Annotated in this window: 10 protein-coding genes; 3 read left to right on the top strand and 7 right to left on the bottom strand. The window is 44.4% G+C overall.

Annotation, left to right across the window (positions count from 1 at the left end):
* Positions 1-69: 69 nt before the first annotated feature.
* From ACT8YW_RS06690 to cysK, 3 genes are all read left to right on the top strand, one after another.
* Complete coding sequence (locus ACT8YW_RS06690; protein ID WP_444104427.1) at positions 70-870, top strand: alpha/beta hydrolase; 801 nt, start codon at positions 70-72, stop codon at positions 868-870.
* Positions 871-899: 29 nt separating this feature from the next.
* Positions 900-1,241 (top strand): cupin domain-containing protein, encoded by a 342-nt coding sequence (locus ACT8YW_RS06695; protein WP_004298587.1) that lies wholly within the window; start codon positions 900-902, stop codon positions 1,239-1,241.
* 121 nt (positions 1,242-1,362) lie between these two features.
* Positions 1,363-2,310 carry a cysteine synthase A gene (cysK, locus tag ACT8YW_RS06700; protein WP_444104428.1) on the top strand — a complete coding sequence of 316 codons (948 nt, stop codon included), beginning with the start codon at positions 1,363-1,365 and terminating at the stop codon, positions 2,308-2,310.
* Positions 2,311-2,564: 254 nt separating this feature from the next.
* Here cysK and ACT8YW_RS06705 read toward each other — a convergent pair whose 3' ends face one another.
* The 7 genes from ACT8YW_RS06705 to ACT8YW_RS06735 all read right to left on the bottom strand — a co-directional run bounded on the left by ACT8YW_RS06705 (position 2,565) and on the right by ACT8YW_RS06735 (position 19,502).
* Positions 2,565-4,859 carry a glycoside hydrolase family 3 N-terminal domain-containing protein gene (locus ACT8YW_RS06705; protein ID WP_444104429.1) on the bottom strand — a complete coding sequence of 765 codons (2,295 nt, stop codon included), beginning with the start codon at positions 4,857-4,859 and terminating at the stop codon, positions 2,565-2,567.
* A gap of 112 nt (positions 4,860-4,971) precedes the next feature.
* Entirely contained in the window at positions 4,972-6,234 is a 1,263-nt protein-coding gene (locus ACT8YW_RS06710; protein ID WP_444104430.1) for a hypothetical protein, read from the bottom strand.
* A 20-nt stretch (positions 6,235-6,254) separates the two neighbouring features.
* Positions 6,255-7,931 carry a SusD/RagB family nutrient-binding outer membrane lipoprotein gene (locus tag ACT8YW_RS06715; RefSeq protein ID WP_444104431.1) on the bottom strand — a complete coding sequence of 559 codons (1,677 nt, stop codon included), beginning with the start codon at positions 7,929-7,931 and terminating at the stop codon, positions 6,255-6,257.
* 11 nt (positions 7,932-7,942) lie between these two features.
* On the bottom strand, positions 7,943-11,131 hold the full coding sequence (locus ACT8YW_RS06720; RefSeq protein WP_444104432.1) for a SusC/RagA family TonB-linked outer membrane protein: 3,189 nt from the start codon (positions 11,129-11,131) through the stop codon (positions 7,943-7,945).
* 20 nt (positions 11,132-11,151) lie between these two features.
* The gene (locus ACT8YW_RS06725; RefSeq protein WP_444104433.1) at positions 11,152-11,967 is read right to left on the bottom strand and encodes a glycoside hydrolase family 16 protein; all 816 of its coding nucleotides are present in this window, start codon (positions 11,965-11,967) and stop codon (positions 11,152-11,154) included.
* Between the two features lie 611 nt (positions 11,968-12,578).
* Positions 12,579-16,550 carry a hybrid sensor histidine kinase/response regulator transcription factor gene (locus ACT8YW_RS06730; protein ID WP_444104434.1) on the bottom strand — a complete coding sequence of 1,324 codons (3,972 nt, stop codon included), beginning with the start codon at positions 16,548-16,550 and terminating at the stop codon, positions 12,579-12,581.
* Positions 16,551-16,646: 96 nt separating this feature from the next.
* Positions 16,647-19,502 (bottom strand): helix-turn-helix and ligand-binding sensor domain-containing protein, encoded by a 2,856-nt coding sequence (locus tag ACT8YW_RS06735; RefSeq protein WP_444104435.1) that lies wholly within the window; start codon positions 19,500-19,502, stop codon positions 16,647-16,649.
* Positions 19,503-19,690 lie beyond the last annotated feature (188 nt).

The following is a 19,690-nucleotide window of genomic DNA, read 5'->3' on the forward strand; positions in this document are numbered from 1 at the left end:
TGAAGAAAAGAACGAACTGTTTAGGCTGATAGTTAATATAATATTGAACCATTGAAAATAAATAAAGTCATGAAAAAGATTTGCTTTCTTCTCTTTTTGCTTTGTACTTGCATTGCTCAAGCACAAAATGCTTATTGCACAGACAAAGATATATCTTATGTCTCTGGTTCCGAAACGGATACCTATCGTCTGGAACGTTGTAAACTGGATATTTATTATCCTGAAAACAAGAAGGATTTCTCAACTATTGTCTGGTTTCACGGTGGTGGTATGGAAGGTGGAAATAAATTTATTCCCAAAGAATTGAGAGAACAAGGGTTTGCAGTAGTGGCGGTGAATTACCGTTTGAGTCCGAAAGCAAAAAATCCGGCTTACATCGAAGATGCGGCTGCGGCTGTGGCATGGGTTTTCAAGAATATTGAAAAGTATGGCGGTCGTAAGGATCACATTTTTGTTTCCGGTCATTCTGCGGGAGGTTATCTTTCGTTGATTCTGGCAATGGATAAGAAATACATGGCAGCATACGGAGCAGATGCCGATAGTGTAGCTGCTTATCTTCCGGTGAGTGGTCAGACGGTGACACATTTCACTATCCGTAAGGAACGCGGTTTGCCTGACGGTATTCCGGTGGTTGATGAGTATGCTCCGGTAAATAAGGCTCGTAAGGAAACAGCTCCTCTCGTGTTGATTACGGGGGACAAGCATCTGGAGATGGCGGCAAGATATGAAGAAAATGCGCTGCTGGAAGCTGTCTTGAAAAGTATAGGTAACAAGAAGGTGACTTTGTACGAAATGCAAGGATTCGATCATGGTCAAGTACTCGGCCCGGCATGTTATCTGATTGCAGATTATGTGAAGAGATTCAAATAATATAGTTATAAATAAGAATAGATTGGAAGATGAAAACACGCAGTGATGCTTTTCAGTTTGAGAAAGAATTGGATTGGGAGAAACCGGCTCCGGGAATCCGCCGCCAGATAATGGGGTATGACGGGCAACTGATGATGGTGAAAGTGGAATTTGAGAAAGGTGCCGTCGGTTCTATGCATCAACATTATCATAGCCAGGCTACTTATGTTGCAAGCGGCAAGTTTGAATTGACCATTGGCGATCGGAAAGAAATTCTTTCTACAGGTGACGGTTATTATGTGGAACCTGACCAGCCTCATGGATGTGTTTGTCTGGAAGCAGGTGTATTGATTGATACATTCAGCCCTATGAGAGCTGATTTCTTAATATAATATCTGGCAGGAAGTCAGATATATGTGGTATGAATTTACCACATATATGGTATTTACCCTGAACAGAATCCGCACTATCTTTGTCATATATTAAAACAAGAGAAATTTAAAACAGATATATATGGAAAAGATAGCAAGAAAATTGACGGATTTGGTAGGTAATACTCCGTTATTGGAACTTAGTAACTATAATAAAGGTAATGATCTGAAAGCCCGTCTGATTGTAAAGATTGAATCTTTCAATCCGGCAGGAAGCGTGAAGGACCGCATAGCATTGGCCATGATTGAGGATGCTGAAACGAAAGGCATTTTACAATCCGGAGCAACTATCATTGAACCGACCAGCGGAAATACCGGTGTGGGATTGGCTTTTGTTTCAGCCGCTAAAGGCTATAAGTTAATTCTGACAATGCCCGATACCATGAGTATCGAACGACGCAATCTTCTGAAAGCCTTAGGCGCGGAATTAGTGTTGACTCCTGGTGCGGATGGCATGAAAGGAGCCATTGCCAAAGCAGAAGAACTGAAGGCTGTCACTCCGGGAGCTGTCATCTTGCAACAATTTGAGAATCCTGCTAACCCCGCCATGCATTTACGAACTACTGGTCTGGAAATATGGAGAGATACCGAGGGGAAAGTCGATATCTTTGTGGCCGGAGTAGGTACTGGCGGAACAGTTAGCGGTGTAGGGGAAGCGCTGAAGATGCGTGATCCGAGTATAAAGATCGTGGCAGTAGAACCTTTTGATTCTCCGGTACTCTCGGGAGGAAAACCAGGTCCGCATAAGATTCAGGGAATCGGTGCAGGGTTTGTTCCTAAAACGTACAAGGCTTCTATCGTAGATGAGATTATTCAGGTGCAGAATGACGATGCCATTCGTACGAGTCGTGAATTAGCCAAACAGGAAGGTTTGTTGGTAGGCATATCTTCAGGCGCAGCCGTATATGCTGCTACGGAACTGGCGAAGCGACCGGAAAATGCAGGGAAAATGATTGTTGCATTATTACCTGATACAGGCGAACGTTATTTATCTACCATTTTGTATGCTTTTGAGGAATATCCTTTGTAATAATGCCGCTTTCCTTCAGATAAAAACAACCGCTCCTTTGGGCTCAAACGATTGTCTTTTTTTTGTAGACATACGGTCGTTTGGATCAAGAGGAGCGGTTGTTTAAATTTGGTTGAACAGTCTCAAACGGCTGTTCAACCGGTTAGATGATAATTTGAGTTCACCACAAAGTAACGCAGTGTCTCATAGAGTTATTGTCTGGAGTGTATATATTAATAATGCGCATTTATTTATAAATACCTACTTATAAATGCCTACTTATAAGTAATAGTCAATACTTGATTTCCGCATTGCATACGGAAATCTCCTTGTTCCAGTACCCATTGCCCGTCGGAATTGACAAAAGCCAAGTCGCTGCCTTTGATGGATAGAGTGACAGTTTGGGTTTCACCCGGTTGCAGTTCCACCTTTTTGAAGGCTCGTAACCGGCGGTTTTCGGGAGTAAGCGAAGCCACAAGATCACTGCTGAATAGCATGACAACTTCTTTTCCGGCATATTTACCGGTATTAGTTACATCTATGGAAAAGTGCAAATCATCTCCTGTGGTAAACGAAGATTTGTCCGTTTGGAAGTTGCTGTATTCGAAAGTGGTGTAGCTCAATCCGTATCCGAAAGGCCATTGAACAGAGACTACAGCATTGTAGTCGTAAGCTCCTTCCATTTTGTCCATCTCTTCACTCACCCGATAATCGTAGGTAGTCAGTGCTGCTTCGTGTCGCGGATATGTGTAAGGCATCTTGGCACTGGGGTTCACGTCTCCTGCCAGAATGTTCGCTAATGCATCGCCACCATAGTTTCCGGGTAATAGAATGTCAATAACAGCATCAGCCAATGGCTCCAACTCGTTGATAATGCGGGGACGACCCTCATTGAGTATCAGGATGATCGGTTTTCCCGTAGTGGCAAGTGCCTTTACCAGTTTGCTTTGGTTGGCAGAGATGGTAAGTTCGGAAAGATTACCGGGTGTTTCGCAATATGAATTTTCACCGATGCAGGCGATAATAATATCCACGTTGCGGGCGGCGGCCACAGCTTTCTCAATCTCCGGTTCATTTTCTTCCATGTAAGCACCTTCGGGTTTGTAGGTTACGCCTTGTTCCAGACGGACATGATCGGCTCCGAATTTGTTGCAGATTGCTTCGTAAATGGTGTTATATTTGTCGGCAAATCTGTCGGTCAGATGTCCTTGCCACGAATAGCTCCAACCGCCGTTCAAGCAACGCATAGAGTTGGCGTTCGGACCGGTTACCAGTAGCTTTTTCCCTTGAGGAAGCGGAAGAATATTATCTTTATTTTTTAGCAATACTTCCGATTCTTCGGCTGCATGAAGTGCGATAAGTGCATGCTCCTTGCTGCCGAAAAGAGGATAATCTTTCAATAAAGTGTTCGGATGATCGAACAGACCCAGACGGAATTTAAGTCTAAGCACCCGGCGGACGGCATCGTCAATACGGCTCATGGGCACTTTCTTCTCTTGCACTAACTCTTTTAGTAGTGTACAATAATTGAGATCATACGGTTCCATAGCCATGTCTATACCTGCATTGATTGCCATTTCGATGGCTTCTTTCTTGTTTGCCGCCACATGTTCGCGGGTATAAAGATTGTTGATGTCCGCCCAGTCGGTGATTAACATTCCGTCCCATCCCAAGTCTTCTTTCAACCATTGTGTAAGGAGTTCGCGGTCGGCGTGCACAGGCTTTCCGTTGATGGAACCACTGTTGACCATTATAGTCAGTGCACCAGCTTCCACACAAGCCTTGAACGGTGCAAAACATTTCTCACGCAGTTCGGAAACCGATATATAAGCCGGTGTGCGGTCTTTACCGGTACGTGGCATGCTGTATCCCATGTAATGTTTCACGGAGGTGGCGATTTGGTCGGCGGGAATATGGTTAGGATCATCTCCTTGGAAGCCTCGGACAGCAGTGCTGCCCATAATGGCATTGACTAAACAGTCTTCTCCATAATTTTCCCATACACGTGACCAACGGGGATCACGTGCCATATCGACGGTGGGGGAGTATGTCCAGGGACAATTGCTAGCCCTTGTCTCATAAGCTGTTACACGTGCCGCTTCGTAGGTCAAATCCGGATTGAAGGCAGCACCCATATTGATATTTTGAGGGAAGAGCGTGCCGCCCAATGTATAGGTAGTACCATGATTCTGATCCAGACCGTAGATACATGGAATACCAATCTCCGTCATCGACAGTTCTTGTATTCGACCGATAATCTCGTTCCACTTTTCAGGGCTTTGTGCTACCGGGCCGGGAGCATTGAGAAACGAACCTACCTTGTATTCAGCAATCGCTTTATGGAGTTTTGCCTCGTCCAATTGGAATTCTCCATTTATCGTCTCTCCTAATACATCAATAGCAAGCTCGGTCATTTGCCCTATCTTGGCGTCAAGATCCATCTTTGATAGAAGCTCTTCCACTTGTTGTTCTATTTTTGCGTCTTCAGGAATGGCAGTGGGAACTGCCTGTTTGGAACAGGCAGTCATTGCGATAGATGCGGTCATTAATATAATATTTCTTAGTTTCATTATGATTTGTTTTTAAGTAGCATCGTTTATGTAATCTGTCATTCAGAGGGATTTAACCCGAAGAATGACAGATACTTATGGTATGAATGATTTTTAAACTTACTTAGGAACATTATTTCACGGTTACCAGATCTACATAATAGCCATGTCCTACACATAAGAATCCGTCTTGAGCTTGAATCAAATCCAACATGGCTTGGGTCAGCTTCAGTGTGTATTCTCCATTTTCCGAAAATTCTATTTTATCTGCGAGGCCTGTCCACTGACCTGTGGTAAGCTGTATCTGATGATATTCGGCAGTAGGCTCTATGGAGTAGACTACTTTCAGTGTCGATCCAGCTGTGATACCGGCAAACACGTCCTTTGGAATCAGACCGAAACTCTTGTTGGGGTCACCGTCCGGTTTATCCCACGAAACGTAATGGTGCCCTGACCAAAGTGTTATTTCGGTAGATACGGTAACAGTCTGTTCGGTAGTCGTAACATTGTCGTTTAAGAACTGCACAGCCTCTCCGCTACGGGTTTTGCCTGTCAGCGTATAGCTTCCATCAGACAAATCCGGACAAGTCAGCGTAACTTCCGTAGAAGATTGATTGCTGAATTGAGACACCGTCTGTCCGCCGATGGTTAGAGAAGCGATGTTTTCAAGATTGATACCGGAAATGGTCCAATCTTCGTTGGCAGTAGCCCGGTTAGCCCCCGAAATGACAAGGGAAGCATTGGTCACTTTCACCATGTCGGCTCCATATTGATTGCCGTCGGCATCTTGCAGAACGATACGGTAATCACCTTCGCTTACGCCTGTCGGAACGATGTATTCCAGATAGTTCTCGTCTGCCGATTCAACATAAGTAGGATCGGTAATCGTGTTTCCTCCCAGGAGGATGGCTGTTACGTTCTGTAAATTACTGCCATATAAACGGGCAGTCTTACCGGGAGATACAATTCTCTCAAAGGCTACTTCTTTAGATTGAGGGTCATCAGCCAATGGGTTGACCACCACTAATCCTTCACGGGAAGTCTTCTTCCCTTTCACAGTTTCCACTTCTATTTTCAAATTATACGTACCGGCTTTCAGACTACGGTTGATTTCCTTGTCGGAGTCGGTACCCGATTCTACTTCCTGCCCATCAATGAACCAGGTTACTGTGGTGTAATCTTTCGGAGTCACGGTCAGCGCGATGGATAAGTCCGCATCCCGGCTGATGTTGGCGAATGTAGCCAATTGGCCGTTCGTTCTGTCAGGGAACACTGGGGCAAGGATATGCGGATCATCATTTTCCGTCACCGTAGCGAACGGTTCTTCCTCGGTGCATGCAGTAAATGTGGAGTCTACAGCGAGTAGGGCAAATAGTGCAATATATATCTTTTTCATAATGGATGATTGTTTAATAGTTAGTTTTCAGTATCCCACCACAGAAGGCTGTGCCAATTGTCTGTTCCTCCCATGCGCTCGATGGCTTCATTGTAGCTTTTCTTATTATAGGAAGATTCCAATACAGGATAGCAGAGACGTACCGGAATTTCCGTTCCACCGGTGAGGTATTGTCCGAACCCATATTCTGCCGGTGATTTCAACTTCGGATAACCGGAACGACGCACGTTTGCCCAACATTCGGCAGGATTGGTGAAGTGAAGAATCCAGGCCTGTGTATTGATAGCTTCAAGTTTCTGATTGTCCGTATGTCCGAACGCCCCTTTATCTTGAATGAATGTATCAAACTCTGCATCAGTAGTAGCCGTGCAACCGTAGTTGTCTGTCAGGAAATCCATAGCCGCACGCACTCCTTGTTTGTAAAGATCTTCTGCCAAAGCACTGCCAACGTTCCATTTTTTCACAGTAGCTTCCGCCATCAGCAACTTCACTTCTGCCGAGGTCATCACTACGCCCGGATTGTCGCTTTTTAGGAAATTATTGGCAAGTTTGGGTTCCACTTCACGAGCCATGGTTGCTGTAACGGAAGGGTTGTTAACGGCTAATTCCGCACAAATATCGCTGTCGTACCCTGTAGGCCATGGTTCCCACGAGTAGGCACCCGGGTCGCGCGGACTGAAAGCAATCCCTTTTTCAATCATCTCCTGGGTGATGTCGATACGATTGTCGGGACTGGTGGCACTCATCAGCCCGTCATAATAACAACGGGAAATTTTGAATGTACGAGGGTCACTGGAATTGTATAACTGATTAAAGAAAGTGGAACAGAGGTAACTTGGATTATTAGCGGGGTCGTTGCCGAATAATAACTGTGACAATGAATTTCCGCGATAATCAGAGTAAGCTTCTTGTCCGAAACTAAATGCGATTGTCATGTATTTGATGAGCGCATCGCTTGAGGCGTCCGTTATCACACCCCCATTGGCAGCCAAAGCGTTTTCAAATTCCGTTTGTGCCTTTGTAGGATTGACATTGGAGATTCGCATGGCAAAACGTAGGCGAAGCGAGTTTGCCAGTTGTTGCCATTTAGTTACATCACCGGCATAGATGAGGTCACCTGTCACTTTATCTTTGGTCGGATCGATTTTATTGACGGCATCTTCCAGCTCCAGAAAGAAAGCGTTGTAAATATCTTCCTGTTTGTCATACTTCGGATTGAACTTTCCTTCGAGGAATCCCAGGCCGGCTTCACTGAAAGGAGCGTCTCCGTAAGTGTCGGTGATGATAGACATAAGATAAACCCGATAAATGCGGAGCACAGAGTTGATGTTCACTTTCTCTGCATCTTCGGCTGTGCGATATTGAGCATCAATGATATTCTTCAGGGATTGAGTGTAGAACGATGTCCAGATACGGCTCATTTCATTATTATCTAGCGTATGGCGTCCGCCGTAGTTGGTGGTGTTCCAACATCCCATCAGTTGTTGGGTGAATGCATAATGGTAGTTACGGTAGATTTCCATCATACTAAGGTCTCCGTACGTTTGCAGTTGGGCAGTGGTGAGCTGCGCATTCGGGTCGATGGTAGCGGCCTTGGAAGGGTCGGTATTCATGTTTTCCATGTATTCATCGCTGCAAGAAGCGAAAAACAGGGCACATGCCATCGTGATGATTGTGATGTATTTAGATTGTCTCATGATATATCTTTTTAGAATTTCACATTTACATTAAAACCATAGCTTCTGCGTGAAGGCAACGAACCGTATTCAAGTCCCATACCGGTGGTATTGTTGTAGTTGGAATCCGGGTCGATATTCGGGATATTCTTCCATACGATGAACGGATTGCGGGCAACGAACGAAACGGTCAGTCCGCTTACTACATTCTTCAGCCAGGATTTGGGTACATTGTAACTCAACGTCAGCTCACGGCATTTCACGTATGAGTTGTCGTAAATAAACATAGAAGGTGCATTACGGCAAACGCTCATCCAGTAGTCTTCCGGATTGATGTAGATGTCGTTGGGACGATATGTTCCATCACCGTTGTCGATGACACCCGGAGCAACGAATCCGCCTGTCGGCTTCCAGTTATCGGCTCCTTTTGCAATGCCGGCTGCCAATCTTTCTTCTTCCGAGCGATACCAGGCGTCGCGTCCTGCCAATGTTTCCGGACTTTTACCCGATTCGTAAGCAGCACGGGCAGACATAGAATAGAGGTCGGCGCCTACTTTCACATCGAATACCGCTACCAGCGAAAGATTCTTGTAGGTAAAGTTGGTGAGTAATCCACCTGTCCAGTCCCAAGAGGCATTACCCAATACGTGGTTGCTCTTGTCATATTGCGGCAGACCGGTTTGCGGGTCAATCAGAATATCTCCCTTTTCGTTCCGTTGGAAGTCCGGGCCTACAATAGAACCAAAGTTCTCGCCTACCTTAGCGGCCACCTGAACGTCGAGCCAAGATGCTTTTTCCAGTTCAAACATATCCGATTCGCCATCCAGTTCTTTTACTTTGTTGCTGTTTTTGGAGAAGTTCAGATTAATGTCCCAGGAAAAATCGCGTGTTTGAATCGGTCGTGTGCTAAGGGCAATCTCAATACCTTTGTTTTCTATCTTACCGGCATTAATCAAGCGATAGTTATAACCGGTTGTCCAGGAACTTGCCATTCCCATAATCTGGTTTTTACTGATTTGAGAATAGTAGGTGAAATCCAGTCCGATACGGTTCTTCAGGAATTTCAATTCCAATCCCATTTCCACGGAGTTTGTTTTGGTTGGTTTCAAGTCTTTGTTGGGGATGGTTCCGTTATCGATATATCCGATGGTATATCCGGGATAAGCATATTTGGATTTCGTATAGACGAGTCCCAATTGATAAGGATCGGTATCGCTACCTACTTGGGCCCATGACATACGCACCTTTCCGTAAGGCAGGAGGTCGCCCAGTTTTGTCAGCTCGGAGAATACAAAGCTACCGGAGAAAGAAGGATACACATACATGTTGTTGCCAGTGGGAAGGGTAGACGATTGGTCGCCACGCAACGTAGCATCGAGGTAAAGCATGTGTTTCCATCCCACGTTCACTGCTCCGTAAACCGAATTAATCTGCTTGCGGTAACTGCCGGGCACTACACTGATCTCGTTGAAGCTCGTCAATGAAGGGACATCGCGTATCTTCATGTCTTGAGCGGTGGTAACGGTGGTCTGGTTGTTCACCTTATATACATTGCCGCCTAGCGTAGCGTTGAAATCGAAATCACCCCAATGGTTGTTGTAGAGAGCCAACACTTCAAAGTTGTACATGCGGTTGCGGAAAGCACTGTTTTGAAGTCTTCCGGCTTCGAATCCGGGAGTGGTAGGCGCTTTGTAATCATCGAACGTGAACCAGTTGAGTTCGGCGCCCAACGTTGCCTGAAGTTTCAGATGTGGGTCGATGTTCCATACGGCCTTGCCGTTCATGCGGAACAAGTCTTTCTTGGATTTATTGAAGTTCTTATAGATATCCCAGTACGGATTCACGTTGTAGGGATCCATACCGTTCCAGTTGGAGTATTCGCCGTCGGCAGTCTGATAGGTTCGCAACCATTCCTGGTCGTAGGTGGTGGCAAGGGTCATCAGGTTTTTACCGATATTGGACTTGCTGTCGCCCAGTGCCGGACGGTTTTTCACGTCTTCCCGTGTATAGTTGACACTGAAATCCAAGTCTACCTTTCCTGCAGACGTATTGGCGCGCAGGTTGAAAATGTCACGGCTCATGTGCGTCTGGGGAACAATGTCTTTATTGCGCATATCCGTATAGGTAAAGCGAATTCCGGTTTTTCCGCTGTTCACACCTATGATGGCGGAGTTGGTGGCGGTGATACCTGTGCGGAAGAAGTTGGACGTATTGTCGGGGACAATGAGGAAAGGGCGTTCTACGCCGTCGAAATACTTCAACATGTTTGAACCGTCCGCTTTGGGGCCCCAACTTTTGTTTGTGTTGGATATGGCATCATAGCTATAAGTACCGTTGCTTCCCATACCGTATATCTGTTGCACTTCATCCCATTTGGCAAGTTGGGTGTCGAAAGTCAGCGTTCCGTTATATTCCACACTGACTTTATCCTTGTTGGCTCGCTTGGTTGTAATCAAGATAACACCGTGGCTGGCACGGCTACCATAAAGTGCAGATGCCGCAGGGCCTTTCAATACCGACATGTTTTCTACGTCATCGGCATTGATGCTCGAAATACCGTCGCCCAAGTCGAAGCCTCCGTTTGTACCGGCACTGCCGAAATTGGTGTTGTCCAAAGGTACACCGTCCACTACATAAAGAGGCTGGTTATTGCCGGTCATTTCGGTACTGCCTCGCAGAATGACACGTGTAGAACCGGAAGGACCACCGGCAGTCTGGCTGACTACCAAGCCGGGCACACGTCCTGCCATGGAGTTGATGAGATTCGTCTCTTTGGCTTTGGTCAAGGCTTCACCTTTCACTTCATCAATGCCGTAGCCCAACGCTTTGCGCTCTCTCTTGATGCCAAGGGCGGTGACTACCACTTCATCCAATGCTTTGGCATCCTCTTTCAAGGTGATGTTCAAAGGACCTCTTCCCGCTTTTACTTCTTCGGATTTATAACCCACGTAGCTGACAACGAGCGTAGCTCCCGCTTTTACATTCAAACTGAAATTTCCATCCAGATCGGTAATCGTTCCGTTGGCAGTTCCTTTCTCCACTACGGAAGCCCCAATGATGGGACCTGTGGCATCGCTCACTTTTCCGGTTACCTTGTTGCTTTGTTGTTGAATAGCCTGGGAACTTGGTTCCGTTGCTGCATACACTTGCTGGAAACTTCCCGCTATCCAAAGGGCGAGTGTTCCGCAAAACAGTAGATACTTACATTTTTCCATATTCATAGCATGTATATTTAAGATTCCTATAATATTTTCACCCAGTCGATGTACATATTCACTTTCTGACCGTCTTTCAGGCCCGTCAGTTTATTAATGTCGGTAATTCCTGTAAACGCACCTCCCACGGCGAGGTTGAACAGAATGTAGAAGTTATCGTGGAAGTATGTGTTCGAGCTAATGTCGAACGTATGAAACTTGACGTTGTCGATGGATATTGTCAGGTTGTTTTCATCCCAATCCAGAGAGTAGGTGTGATAATTGCCGTCTTGCAGGCTGTTGGCCACATTGGCTTTGTAGTATTGCTGTTCGTGAGCCGCTACGCTGGGACCATAGTGAATGGCGGTGTTCACTTGTTTTTCCGAATCGCCCGCAGCCATTCCGCTCTGTTCTCCCATTTCCATAATATCAATCTCCCCGCATGCCGGCCATTCTTTGTCGTTATCTCCCATCATCCAGAACGCAGGCCATAGTCCGCCGTTGGTTTTGGGAAGCTTGATGCTTGCTTCTATCTTGCGATACTTGAAACTCTTTTTCCCTTTTGAATTGATCCTGCCGGAATAGATTTTATTCCCTTTGCGTTCGGCGGTAAGAATCAGAACCGATTTATCCCCGTCCTTTCCAACCGATACATGGGCGGCATCGTATGCCTGTAGCTCTTGGTTGGTCCAACCGGGTTCATGAGTCTCTTTCGTCCATACTTTTTCGTCGAAAAAGTTGAAATCGTCTTTAAAAAGAATGTCTTGTGGATTTTCTTCCGGTTCCGTTACAACCGAATCCGATGAACAGGATTGTTGTGCGAAGCAAACGGATAAAAACAGGAATAGTGCTACTTTTTTCATCGTTTTAGCATTTTAAAGGTTAAACGTAATATGTGCTTTATACTTGTAAAGCTTGGTGCAAAGATGCTAATATCCGGCTGAAACGATGGTCAGATTGCTGACATATTAGGTTTGATTGCTGACAAATCTGCTGATTTTTATCGAACTGACGTTATCTTACCCATTCTTTTTCGAAGATTGTTTCTGTGCGGAAATGATCCCAAGATACTATTGCTGACAATAACTCGTCAATATGCAGCTTTTATTTCTTTCTCTTGCTTATATTATTTTTTCAATTGCCTAAGGAGTTTTCGTTTGACAGTTGTTGAACGAACGCTTGACATATGTTGAACTATCGCTTGACATATGTCAAACGAAAACTTGTTAGGCAATGAAATAACTATCAATAGGTAAACGATTGCTTAAAAATAACTAATAAAATCATTAGTGGCAATTGGTTCCAAACCATGCAGTTTTTAGTTCGGAATTTAATTCAGACAGAAGAACATAAGAACAAAAAATAAAATAGCCGTTCAATAAGCAACAGAAATAATTTTCAAAGCGCAGCATTTATGTTCTTTTGTTCTTATGTCTAAAAACAATTTAGCTCATTTCTATATCTTAATGGTTATCTACTTCCCACTATATTTACTTGGCTGCATCCCGAATTGTTTCTTGAACAATGAACTGAAATACTTCGTGTTGACAAATCCGGTTTCGGCGGCGACATCAGTTACGCTTTTACCTTCTTTCAGCAGTTCGGCAGCTTTTTGTAGCCGGATGATACGAATAAACTCTTGCGGCCCTTTTCCCGTCAGTGATTTAAGGCGACTGTAGAATAGTGTCCGGCTCATTGCCATTTCATGGCACAAGAGATTGATGTTGAAATCGGGTTCATCCAAATGTTCAAGAACAAACTGGGTAGCTTGCATGATAAACCGGCGGTCGCCCTCGGCCATTGTTTCGCTTGCTGTCGTTACGTTTTTGTTGTCGATACTTTCATTGTTTTCATTGCTTTCATTGTCGTCACGTTTGCCGCCCGCCTCTACTTGAGCGATGGCTTGCCGCATGAAAAACTGCCGTTGCCTGTTTCGATTGTCAATCAATCCTTGTACTTTCAATTTCAGTATCTCTGTACTGAATGGTTTGGGAATATAATCATCCGCGCCTTTCTTCAATCCTTCCACTATTGCTTCGTGGTTAGCCTTTGCCGTCAGCAGAACGACGGGAATACCTGATGTGTCAGGATTTTCCTTGACCATTCTGCAAAGCTCGTCACCCCGTATGCCGGGCATCATGACGTCGGAGAGGATGATGTCCGGATATTCATTGGCGAGACAGGCGATAGCTTCGTGTCCGTCGGCAACATCAATCACCCGATAGAGGTGTTCAAAGGTCTGGCGGAGGTAGTGACGGAGAGTTTCGTGGTCTTCTACAATGAGCAATGTATTCCGGTCGTCCGGATCTTTCATTTTATCCGTTTCGGGGCTGTTATTATCCGATGTGCCGGCAAGGTGTTCGAGGGATGATTCGTGCGACACGGGTTCGGTTACGGTGGTGGTTCGCGGCAATGTTACGATGAAAGTAGTTCCCTTGCCCTCCTCGGAACAGAAAGTGATTTTTCCATGCAGCATCTTTACAATGCGTTGCACCTGCAACAGTCCGAATCCGGTTCCTTCTTCCTGTGACTGCCGGGCATTTTCGGCTCTGTAAATATCGGAGAAGATATGCTTTTTCGCTTTCTTCGGTATGCCTATTCCGTTATCTTTCAACGAAAGGATGGCTTTGCGTTTCGTGGCTTTCAAATCCAGGCTGATTTCTCCCTGGGGCATGGTGTATTTGCAGGCATTGGAAAGAAGATTGTCGAGTAACATCTCTATCAGGTGTTTGTCTGCCGAAACGAAAACGGATTCGTCGGGTTGGGTCAGATTCAGTGTCAACTGCTTCTTCTCGCAAAAAGACCGGAAGACGGAGACTTCTTTCAGCAAAACTTCATTCAGACAAAGCGGAACCGATGAAGAGGATGGTTTGTGGGCGTCTACCTTTTCAAATTCGAGCAATTGTGTGATGAGCGAATGGAGTTTCCGGGTACTTTCATGGGCCAGATTCAGGTAATAACGGGCTTTGTCCGAGAGATCCTGTTCCCGGTTCAAATCCTCCAGCGGCGCCATGATAAGCGTTACCGGCGTGCGAATGTCGTGCGCCGTGTCAATGAAGAAACGTATTTTGTCTTCGTCGTATTTCTTTTGGAGCTGGTTGCTCTTATATCGCAGGATGAAATAGAAAACGAAGCCTATTATAAATAGGTAAATAGCCCAAGCCCACCACGAGTTCCACCATGGCTGGCTCACTTTCACTTCTAAGGTGCTTTCGGAGATAGTCTTTCCGTCGCTGCGCCGCAGGCTGCGCACCTTAAAAAGATAAGTGTCCGGCGATACCTTGGTGTAGGATGCCTTCCCTTCGGCCGATGGTTTGCTCCAGTCATTGTCATACCCCTCTAAAATATGCTGATAGACAATATCGCGCTGGAAACGATAGTTGATAGATTCAAAAGAAACGGTAAACGAGTTGTATTTATAGCCGAGCCGTACTGCACGGTCGGCAAGCATATCATGAATGGCAGGTTTTAACGATTCTTCTTCCTGGACGTTTTGATAATCAACCGTCAGCCCCGTGAAACGTAGGAGCGTCCAGTAGTCTACGGTTGAAATGTCGAGTGGCATGATAAAGACAGCGCCATCCGTGCTGCCATACACAAACTCGCCGTTCATCAACCGGGCAAATGAGGATTTGTTATATTCCTTGTCTATATTGCCCGCATAGTTGAGGTTCGACACGCGCAGGCTGTCTATCAAGGCAATTCCTTTTCCGGTGCTGACCCACAAGCGTTTCCTGTCGTCTCGCTGCAAACTATATATATCGTTGGACGGCAATCCCTCTTGAACAGTGAAAGTCTTTACCGTCCGGTTTTTCATATCATATAGATTCAATCCTCCCCCTTCGGTTCCCAGCCACACGGTTCCGTCGTCATTGAACAGCATAGAGATGATATAAGCACTGACATTCTGATTGTGAAATTCCTGGGAATTGGCATAGTGCTGTATATTCCCTGTATGTTTGTCCACCAGGAAGAAACCGTTGACGGTAGCCACCGCTACCCGGTTTCGGTCGATCGGTTCAATGGACTGTACCCAATTCACGTCGAAAGACCGTCTGCTGCCTTTTTCTTTTTCAAACATGATCAGGCATCCGTCCAGACCTCCTATCCATAAGTCTCCCTCCATGTCTTGTCTGACGGAGAAAATATAATTGGTGGTCAATTGCCCTTGTTGCTTGGTGAGATGGCGTAACACGCGTCCGTTGTTATCCAGTAGATACACTCCGTCTCCGTACGTTCCTACCCATACGTTTCCATTTCCGGATGTGCAAAGAGAAATGGTTACGATTTCTTTCAGCACGTGTTTCCAAGTGCCTGACAGGGTGTTTCGGATGCTGATTCCATCATCAGTAGCGAACCATTGGTTACCATCCGGGTTTTCTTCGATATCATTCACGTTGTTGCTGATGAGAGAATGGGTATTTCCCTTTTCGTGTGCTAATATCGAAATGGGATGTTTCAGCAGGATAGCCACGGATACACCTCCCGTATAACTACCTATCCAGATGTTGCCCTGGTCGTCTCTGGTTACGGCATATACGCCGTTTCCGCGCAGGTAAGTATCTGTGTCATCTTTGGTATTCATCAGTAAACGGGCTTTCTTAGTGTCCTTGTCTATCGCATACACACCGCCACCGTCTACGCCTATGAGTATGGTATGTACATCATAGTCTGTAATTGCTCGTATCGGATGAAGGAACGTGCTCCCTTGTCCCTCCAGCGCAAGCACTTTGGAAGTGTCGAGGTTCATCACAGACAAACCGCTGCCAAATGTGCCTATCCAGAGTTCTTTTTTCGGTTTGTCGCAGAACAATGTTTGTACATTCCACCCCTCCAGCAGCTGGCGTTTCTTATCCGGCAGGGCGTGTGACAGTTGCCAGACTCCGTTAGAAGTGCCCACAAAAAGCGACTCGCCGGCAAATGCGATGTCGTTGACATATTGTCCTTTCAGCACGGCAACTATACGATGGTCCGCTTCTTGCTTGTATAGTCCTTTATCCGCCCCCATCCACCAGGTTCCGTCACTATCCAAACAGAGTTTGTTCAAGATGACTTCTTCCTGAATCAATTGTCCCAGGTGGAGGACTTGTTCAAAATGATCCAGGATGGTGGAGTATCGGTAAATTCGTCCGGTATGGTCGTAGGCAAACAGTCCTTGTTGTGCGTCGTACAATAAGTAAAGCCTGCGTCCGGCAAGATCGCCATAATAGAAGCTGCCCGGCAAATCATAGTTCTTTACCGTATGACCGTTGTATCTGTCTATTCCGGTTTTTGTAGCAATCCACATCGCACCGTCTCCATCCTCGACAATCGAAAAAACACGTTGACTACTAAGGCCTTCTGCATAGCCTACATGCCTGACATCGAACATCCGGTTGGTCAGTTCGGCTTTGACAGCCATATTTATCATTAGTAGTAAGGTGATAACAAGATTAAAACGAACCATATTCTTTTAATTGTTGACATTACAAAGATAAAGTTTCTTTAGAAAATCCCAACAGAATAGGGGTGTGAAATTAGAAGGAATATTCAGTAAATCTTCCTATGTAAAGTCAATCAGAAAATCAACAAGATTAATATTTCCGGGAATGGCAAGTTTCTTTCTTATTCGGTAACGGGCTGTTTCTACTCCACGAATAGTAAGATTGGTGAACTGCGCAATGTCTTTGGTCGATAGATTTAGCCGTAACAGTGCACAAAATCTCAAGTCACTGGCTGTGAGACTGGGATATTGTTTACGCAGGTTACGGAAGAAATTCTTATGGATCATATCAAAATTCTTGTGGTAAATATCCCAGAATTCTTCCTCATTCAGGTTTCCGTTAATCTGCTTCAGTATGGTGTCTATATCATGTTGATTGATAATTCCTTTATGCTCTTGTTCAGACATAACCTCTTTCAAGCTTTCAACTGCTTTACGCTGGACTACGGCATCGAGAGCCAGGCTGGCTAATTCCTTACTTTTGACCTGTAATTCTGCTTCAAGTAATTGCTCGCGTTGTTGCGCAATGATATGTTCCTGCTCCAACATCTTGAAGTCCTGTTTCATTTTCTCTTTCTCAAACTCCCTATTACGTTTTCTTAGCATTTTGGCAGCATGCCAGCGAGAGTATAAATATACTATTACACTCGCAAGAAGCACATATATTATCCAAGCATATATGGACAGATAAAATGGGCGTGGTTTATTGAAATAATATTCTACGGAACTAAGTACCTGACCATCGACATTTTTCACTGAAGCCGTAAAATGATAATCTCCATACCCTAAGCTACCAAATGTGACTACCGGATCGGCTGATTCTGACATCAGATCCAAGCTACTTCCCGTGAGGTGATAACAAAAACGGAGAGGTTCGTAGTTAAAATTAGGATAAGACAAATGGAAAGTTATATCCCCCCATATTTTCTTGTTGTCTTTCTTTTCGGCAGATACAGGCATTAGATGCAATTGATAATCCTGTGACAAAGAAGTAACTTCTCTAATGAGTAAAGAATTCCTTTGCAGCAAAGTATCTTTTTTCAGATTCATATCCAAACGTCCTATACCATTGTTGAGACAGAAATAAGTGGTGTTCTTGTTTACATATACATTGTTATTGTTTTCATTACATTCAAGTCCGAAAAAAGAGGAAGGAATGAAGCGTTCCATCCTGAAATTGTCATTATCATATCTTATCAGGGTGTATCCGCGATAGTCGGTAAGCCAATAGAGGTTATCATCTACCGGTATAGCCATATTAATCCCGTTTTTGAGAATAGAGTTAAGTTGTACGAAAGGTATGATACGCTGATTGATATCATCATAAGTATACGTTCTTTTGCTGTCCGACAATACCACTCTTCCACGTATCTTCATAACATGCATCAGGCTTGCATTATTCTCTTCGTCCGACAATGATTTGATATACGTGCACTTTTCCACCTTTTTTAAATCCCTTGAAAGCTCTATCTTGTAGATACCGAGACTCATATGTGCTGCCCATATATTTCCACTATGATCGACTTCGAACTGTCGTACCGGATTCCAGAAACCATCAATGGAATGGGAGAAACTCCATTTGCCATTATTTTTATGATAGACCCTAAGGTTATAATAAGAAGATTCAATGAGCACTTCCTGGCCGTTAATGATGCATTTGCGCAGGCATGTGCTACTGGTTTCTGTTTCGGGGATATTGCTGGCGGTAGTTCCCGTTATGATTTTAGTTCCAAAATTGTTTCCCAACAAAATTTGTGAATCAAATGTACTGATATGCCAGTTCTGTCCTTCGGTACCCTGGATAGGAACAATTGTTTGGTCGGCAAAAGAGTACAACCACGCAGACTGATTAGTAGCAATATATAGACTATTATTAAATGCATTGACCCCATATACCATTCCGAATGACTGTGAATTGCGGTCAGGTATCAGAATGGAATAGGGAGAACCGGTATGAATTAACGCAATGCCAATGTCAAGTGCCGCCCATACATTATTATCCCGATCACAGAAAAGCCGTAATACAGAATTGTTATATAAACGATTTTCCATATCATAATGCCACTTCTCTTTTCCTTCTTTGTCAACGGCATAAATACCATTGCGGATCGTTCCGAGTACGATTGTCGAATCTGATGGAATCATTACGGCACGGTTCATCTGCTGACTTTTTAATTCCTTATCAATGGTGGTAGGGTGGGGAGAAAGTGTCTTTCCGTCATAGTCAAAAAGTCCGTTCCACTCGGTACATAGAATCATTTTTCCTCCTGCTGTGGGAATGACTGCAACCACAGAGTCATCTTTTAATGTTTTACGTTTAATCAATAATTTATATTCATCATTTTCCAGAAGATAAAAATCACCGTTGACCATCTGTACATAGATTTGTCCATGCGCTTTATGAAAATACAATGGCAAATGTTGAGAGTTATAGTGTGCGGTTACTTTCTTTCCATCATATTTAAACCATGAACTGAATGATTGGAAATAAATACATTCACCTATTTTGAGTATATTCCATATTTCATCGTTGTGTGTTTCGATATTCTTGAGTTGGCTCCATAAGGAAGTGTATTCAAGTATACCGAGAGAGTTGCGGCTGAAATAGCCGAAATCCTCGTATGTTCCCACATAAATACGGTCGTCGTCAATGAGTATGGATCGCACAAGCTGATTACCGGGCATTTGATATTTACTCCACGTATAGCCATCGAAACATAATAGTCCTGTATTATTGCCAATATACATCTCTCCGTTCTTTCCTTGGGCTAAAGCCCAGTTTTGTAATCCCGCCTGATAGTCTTTGGCAGTATAGTTGGTAACGATGGGCATGAATGTAGATGCATGACTTATTACCGGGGATAAACATCCTCCTATGAAAATAATAAATAAATAGATAAAATCAGTGCGTCTCATAGAATACTCTCTCTATTATAATGATGGAAAATAATTTCAAATATAATACCAAATAATTAAAAAATCCCAAATCAGCGAAAAAACATGCCAAAATAAGTGCCTACAAGCGATAAACGTACTAAAAACGTAGTGTTGTACAGCATAAAAGTAGTAGCGTAGTATGCGTTATTTTGCAAGAATTTTAAAAA

This window comes from Bacteroides sp., assembly GCF_052357945.1.
GTDB lineage: Bacteria > Bacteroidota > Bacteroidia > Bacteroidales > Bacteroidaceae > Bacteroides.

What these genes read in the sequence shown, in the direction of transcription:
- ACT8YW_RS06690 (WP_444104427.1), top strand. Translation starts at nt 70, where the DNA reads ATGAAAAAGATTTGCTTTCTTCTCTTTTTGCTTTGTACTTGCATTGCT.
- ACT8YW_RS06695 (WP_004298587.1), top strand. Translation starts at nt 900, where the DNA reads ATGAAAACACGCAGTGATGCTTTTCAGTTTGAGAAAGAATTGGATTGG.
- cysK (WP_444104428.1), top strand. Translation starts at nt 1,363, where the DNA reads ATGGAAAAGATAGCAAGAAAATTGACGGATTTGGTAGGTAATACTCCG.
- ACT8YW_RS06705 (WP_444104429.1), bottom strand. Translation starts at nt 4,859, where the DNA reads ATGAAACTAAGAAATATTATATTAATGACCGCATCTATCGCAATGACT.
- ACT8YW_RS06710 (WP_444104430.1), bottom strand. Translation starts at nt 6,234, where the DNA reads ATGAAAAAGATATATATTGCACTATTTGCCCTACTCGCTGTAGACTCC.
- ACT8YW_RS06715 (WP_444104431.1), bottom strand. Translation starts at nt 7,931, where the DNA reads ATGAGACAATCTAAATACATCACAATCATCACGATGGCATGTGCCCTG.
- ACT8YW_RS06720 (WP_444104432.1), bottom strand. Translation starts at nt 11,131, where the DNA reads ATGAATATGGAAAAATGTAAGTATCTACTGTTTTGCGGAACACTCGCC.
- ACT8YW_RS06725 (WP_444104433.1), bottom strand. Translation starts at nt 11,967, where the DNA reads ATGAAAAAAGTAGCACTATTCCTGTTTTTATCCGTTTGCTTCGCACAA.
- ACT8YW_RS06730 (WP_444104434.1), bottom strand. Translation starts at nt 16,550, where the DNA reads ATGGTTCGTTTTAATCTTGTTATCACCTTACTACTAATGATAAATATG.
- ACT8YW_RS06735 (WP_444104435.1), bottom strand. Translation starts at nt 19,502, where the DNA reads ATGAGACGCACTGATTTTATCTATTTATTTATTATTTTCATAGGAGGA.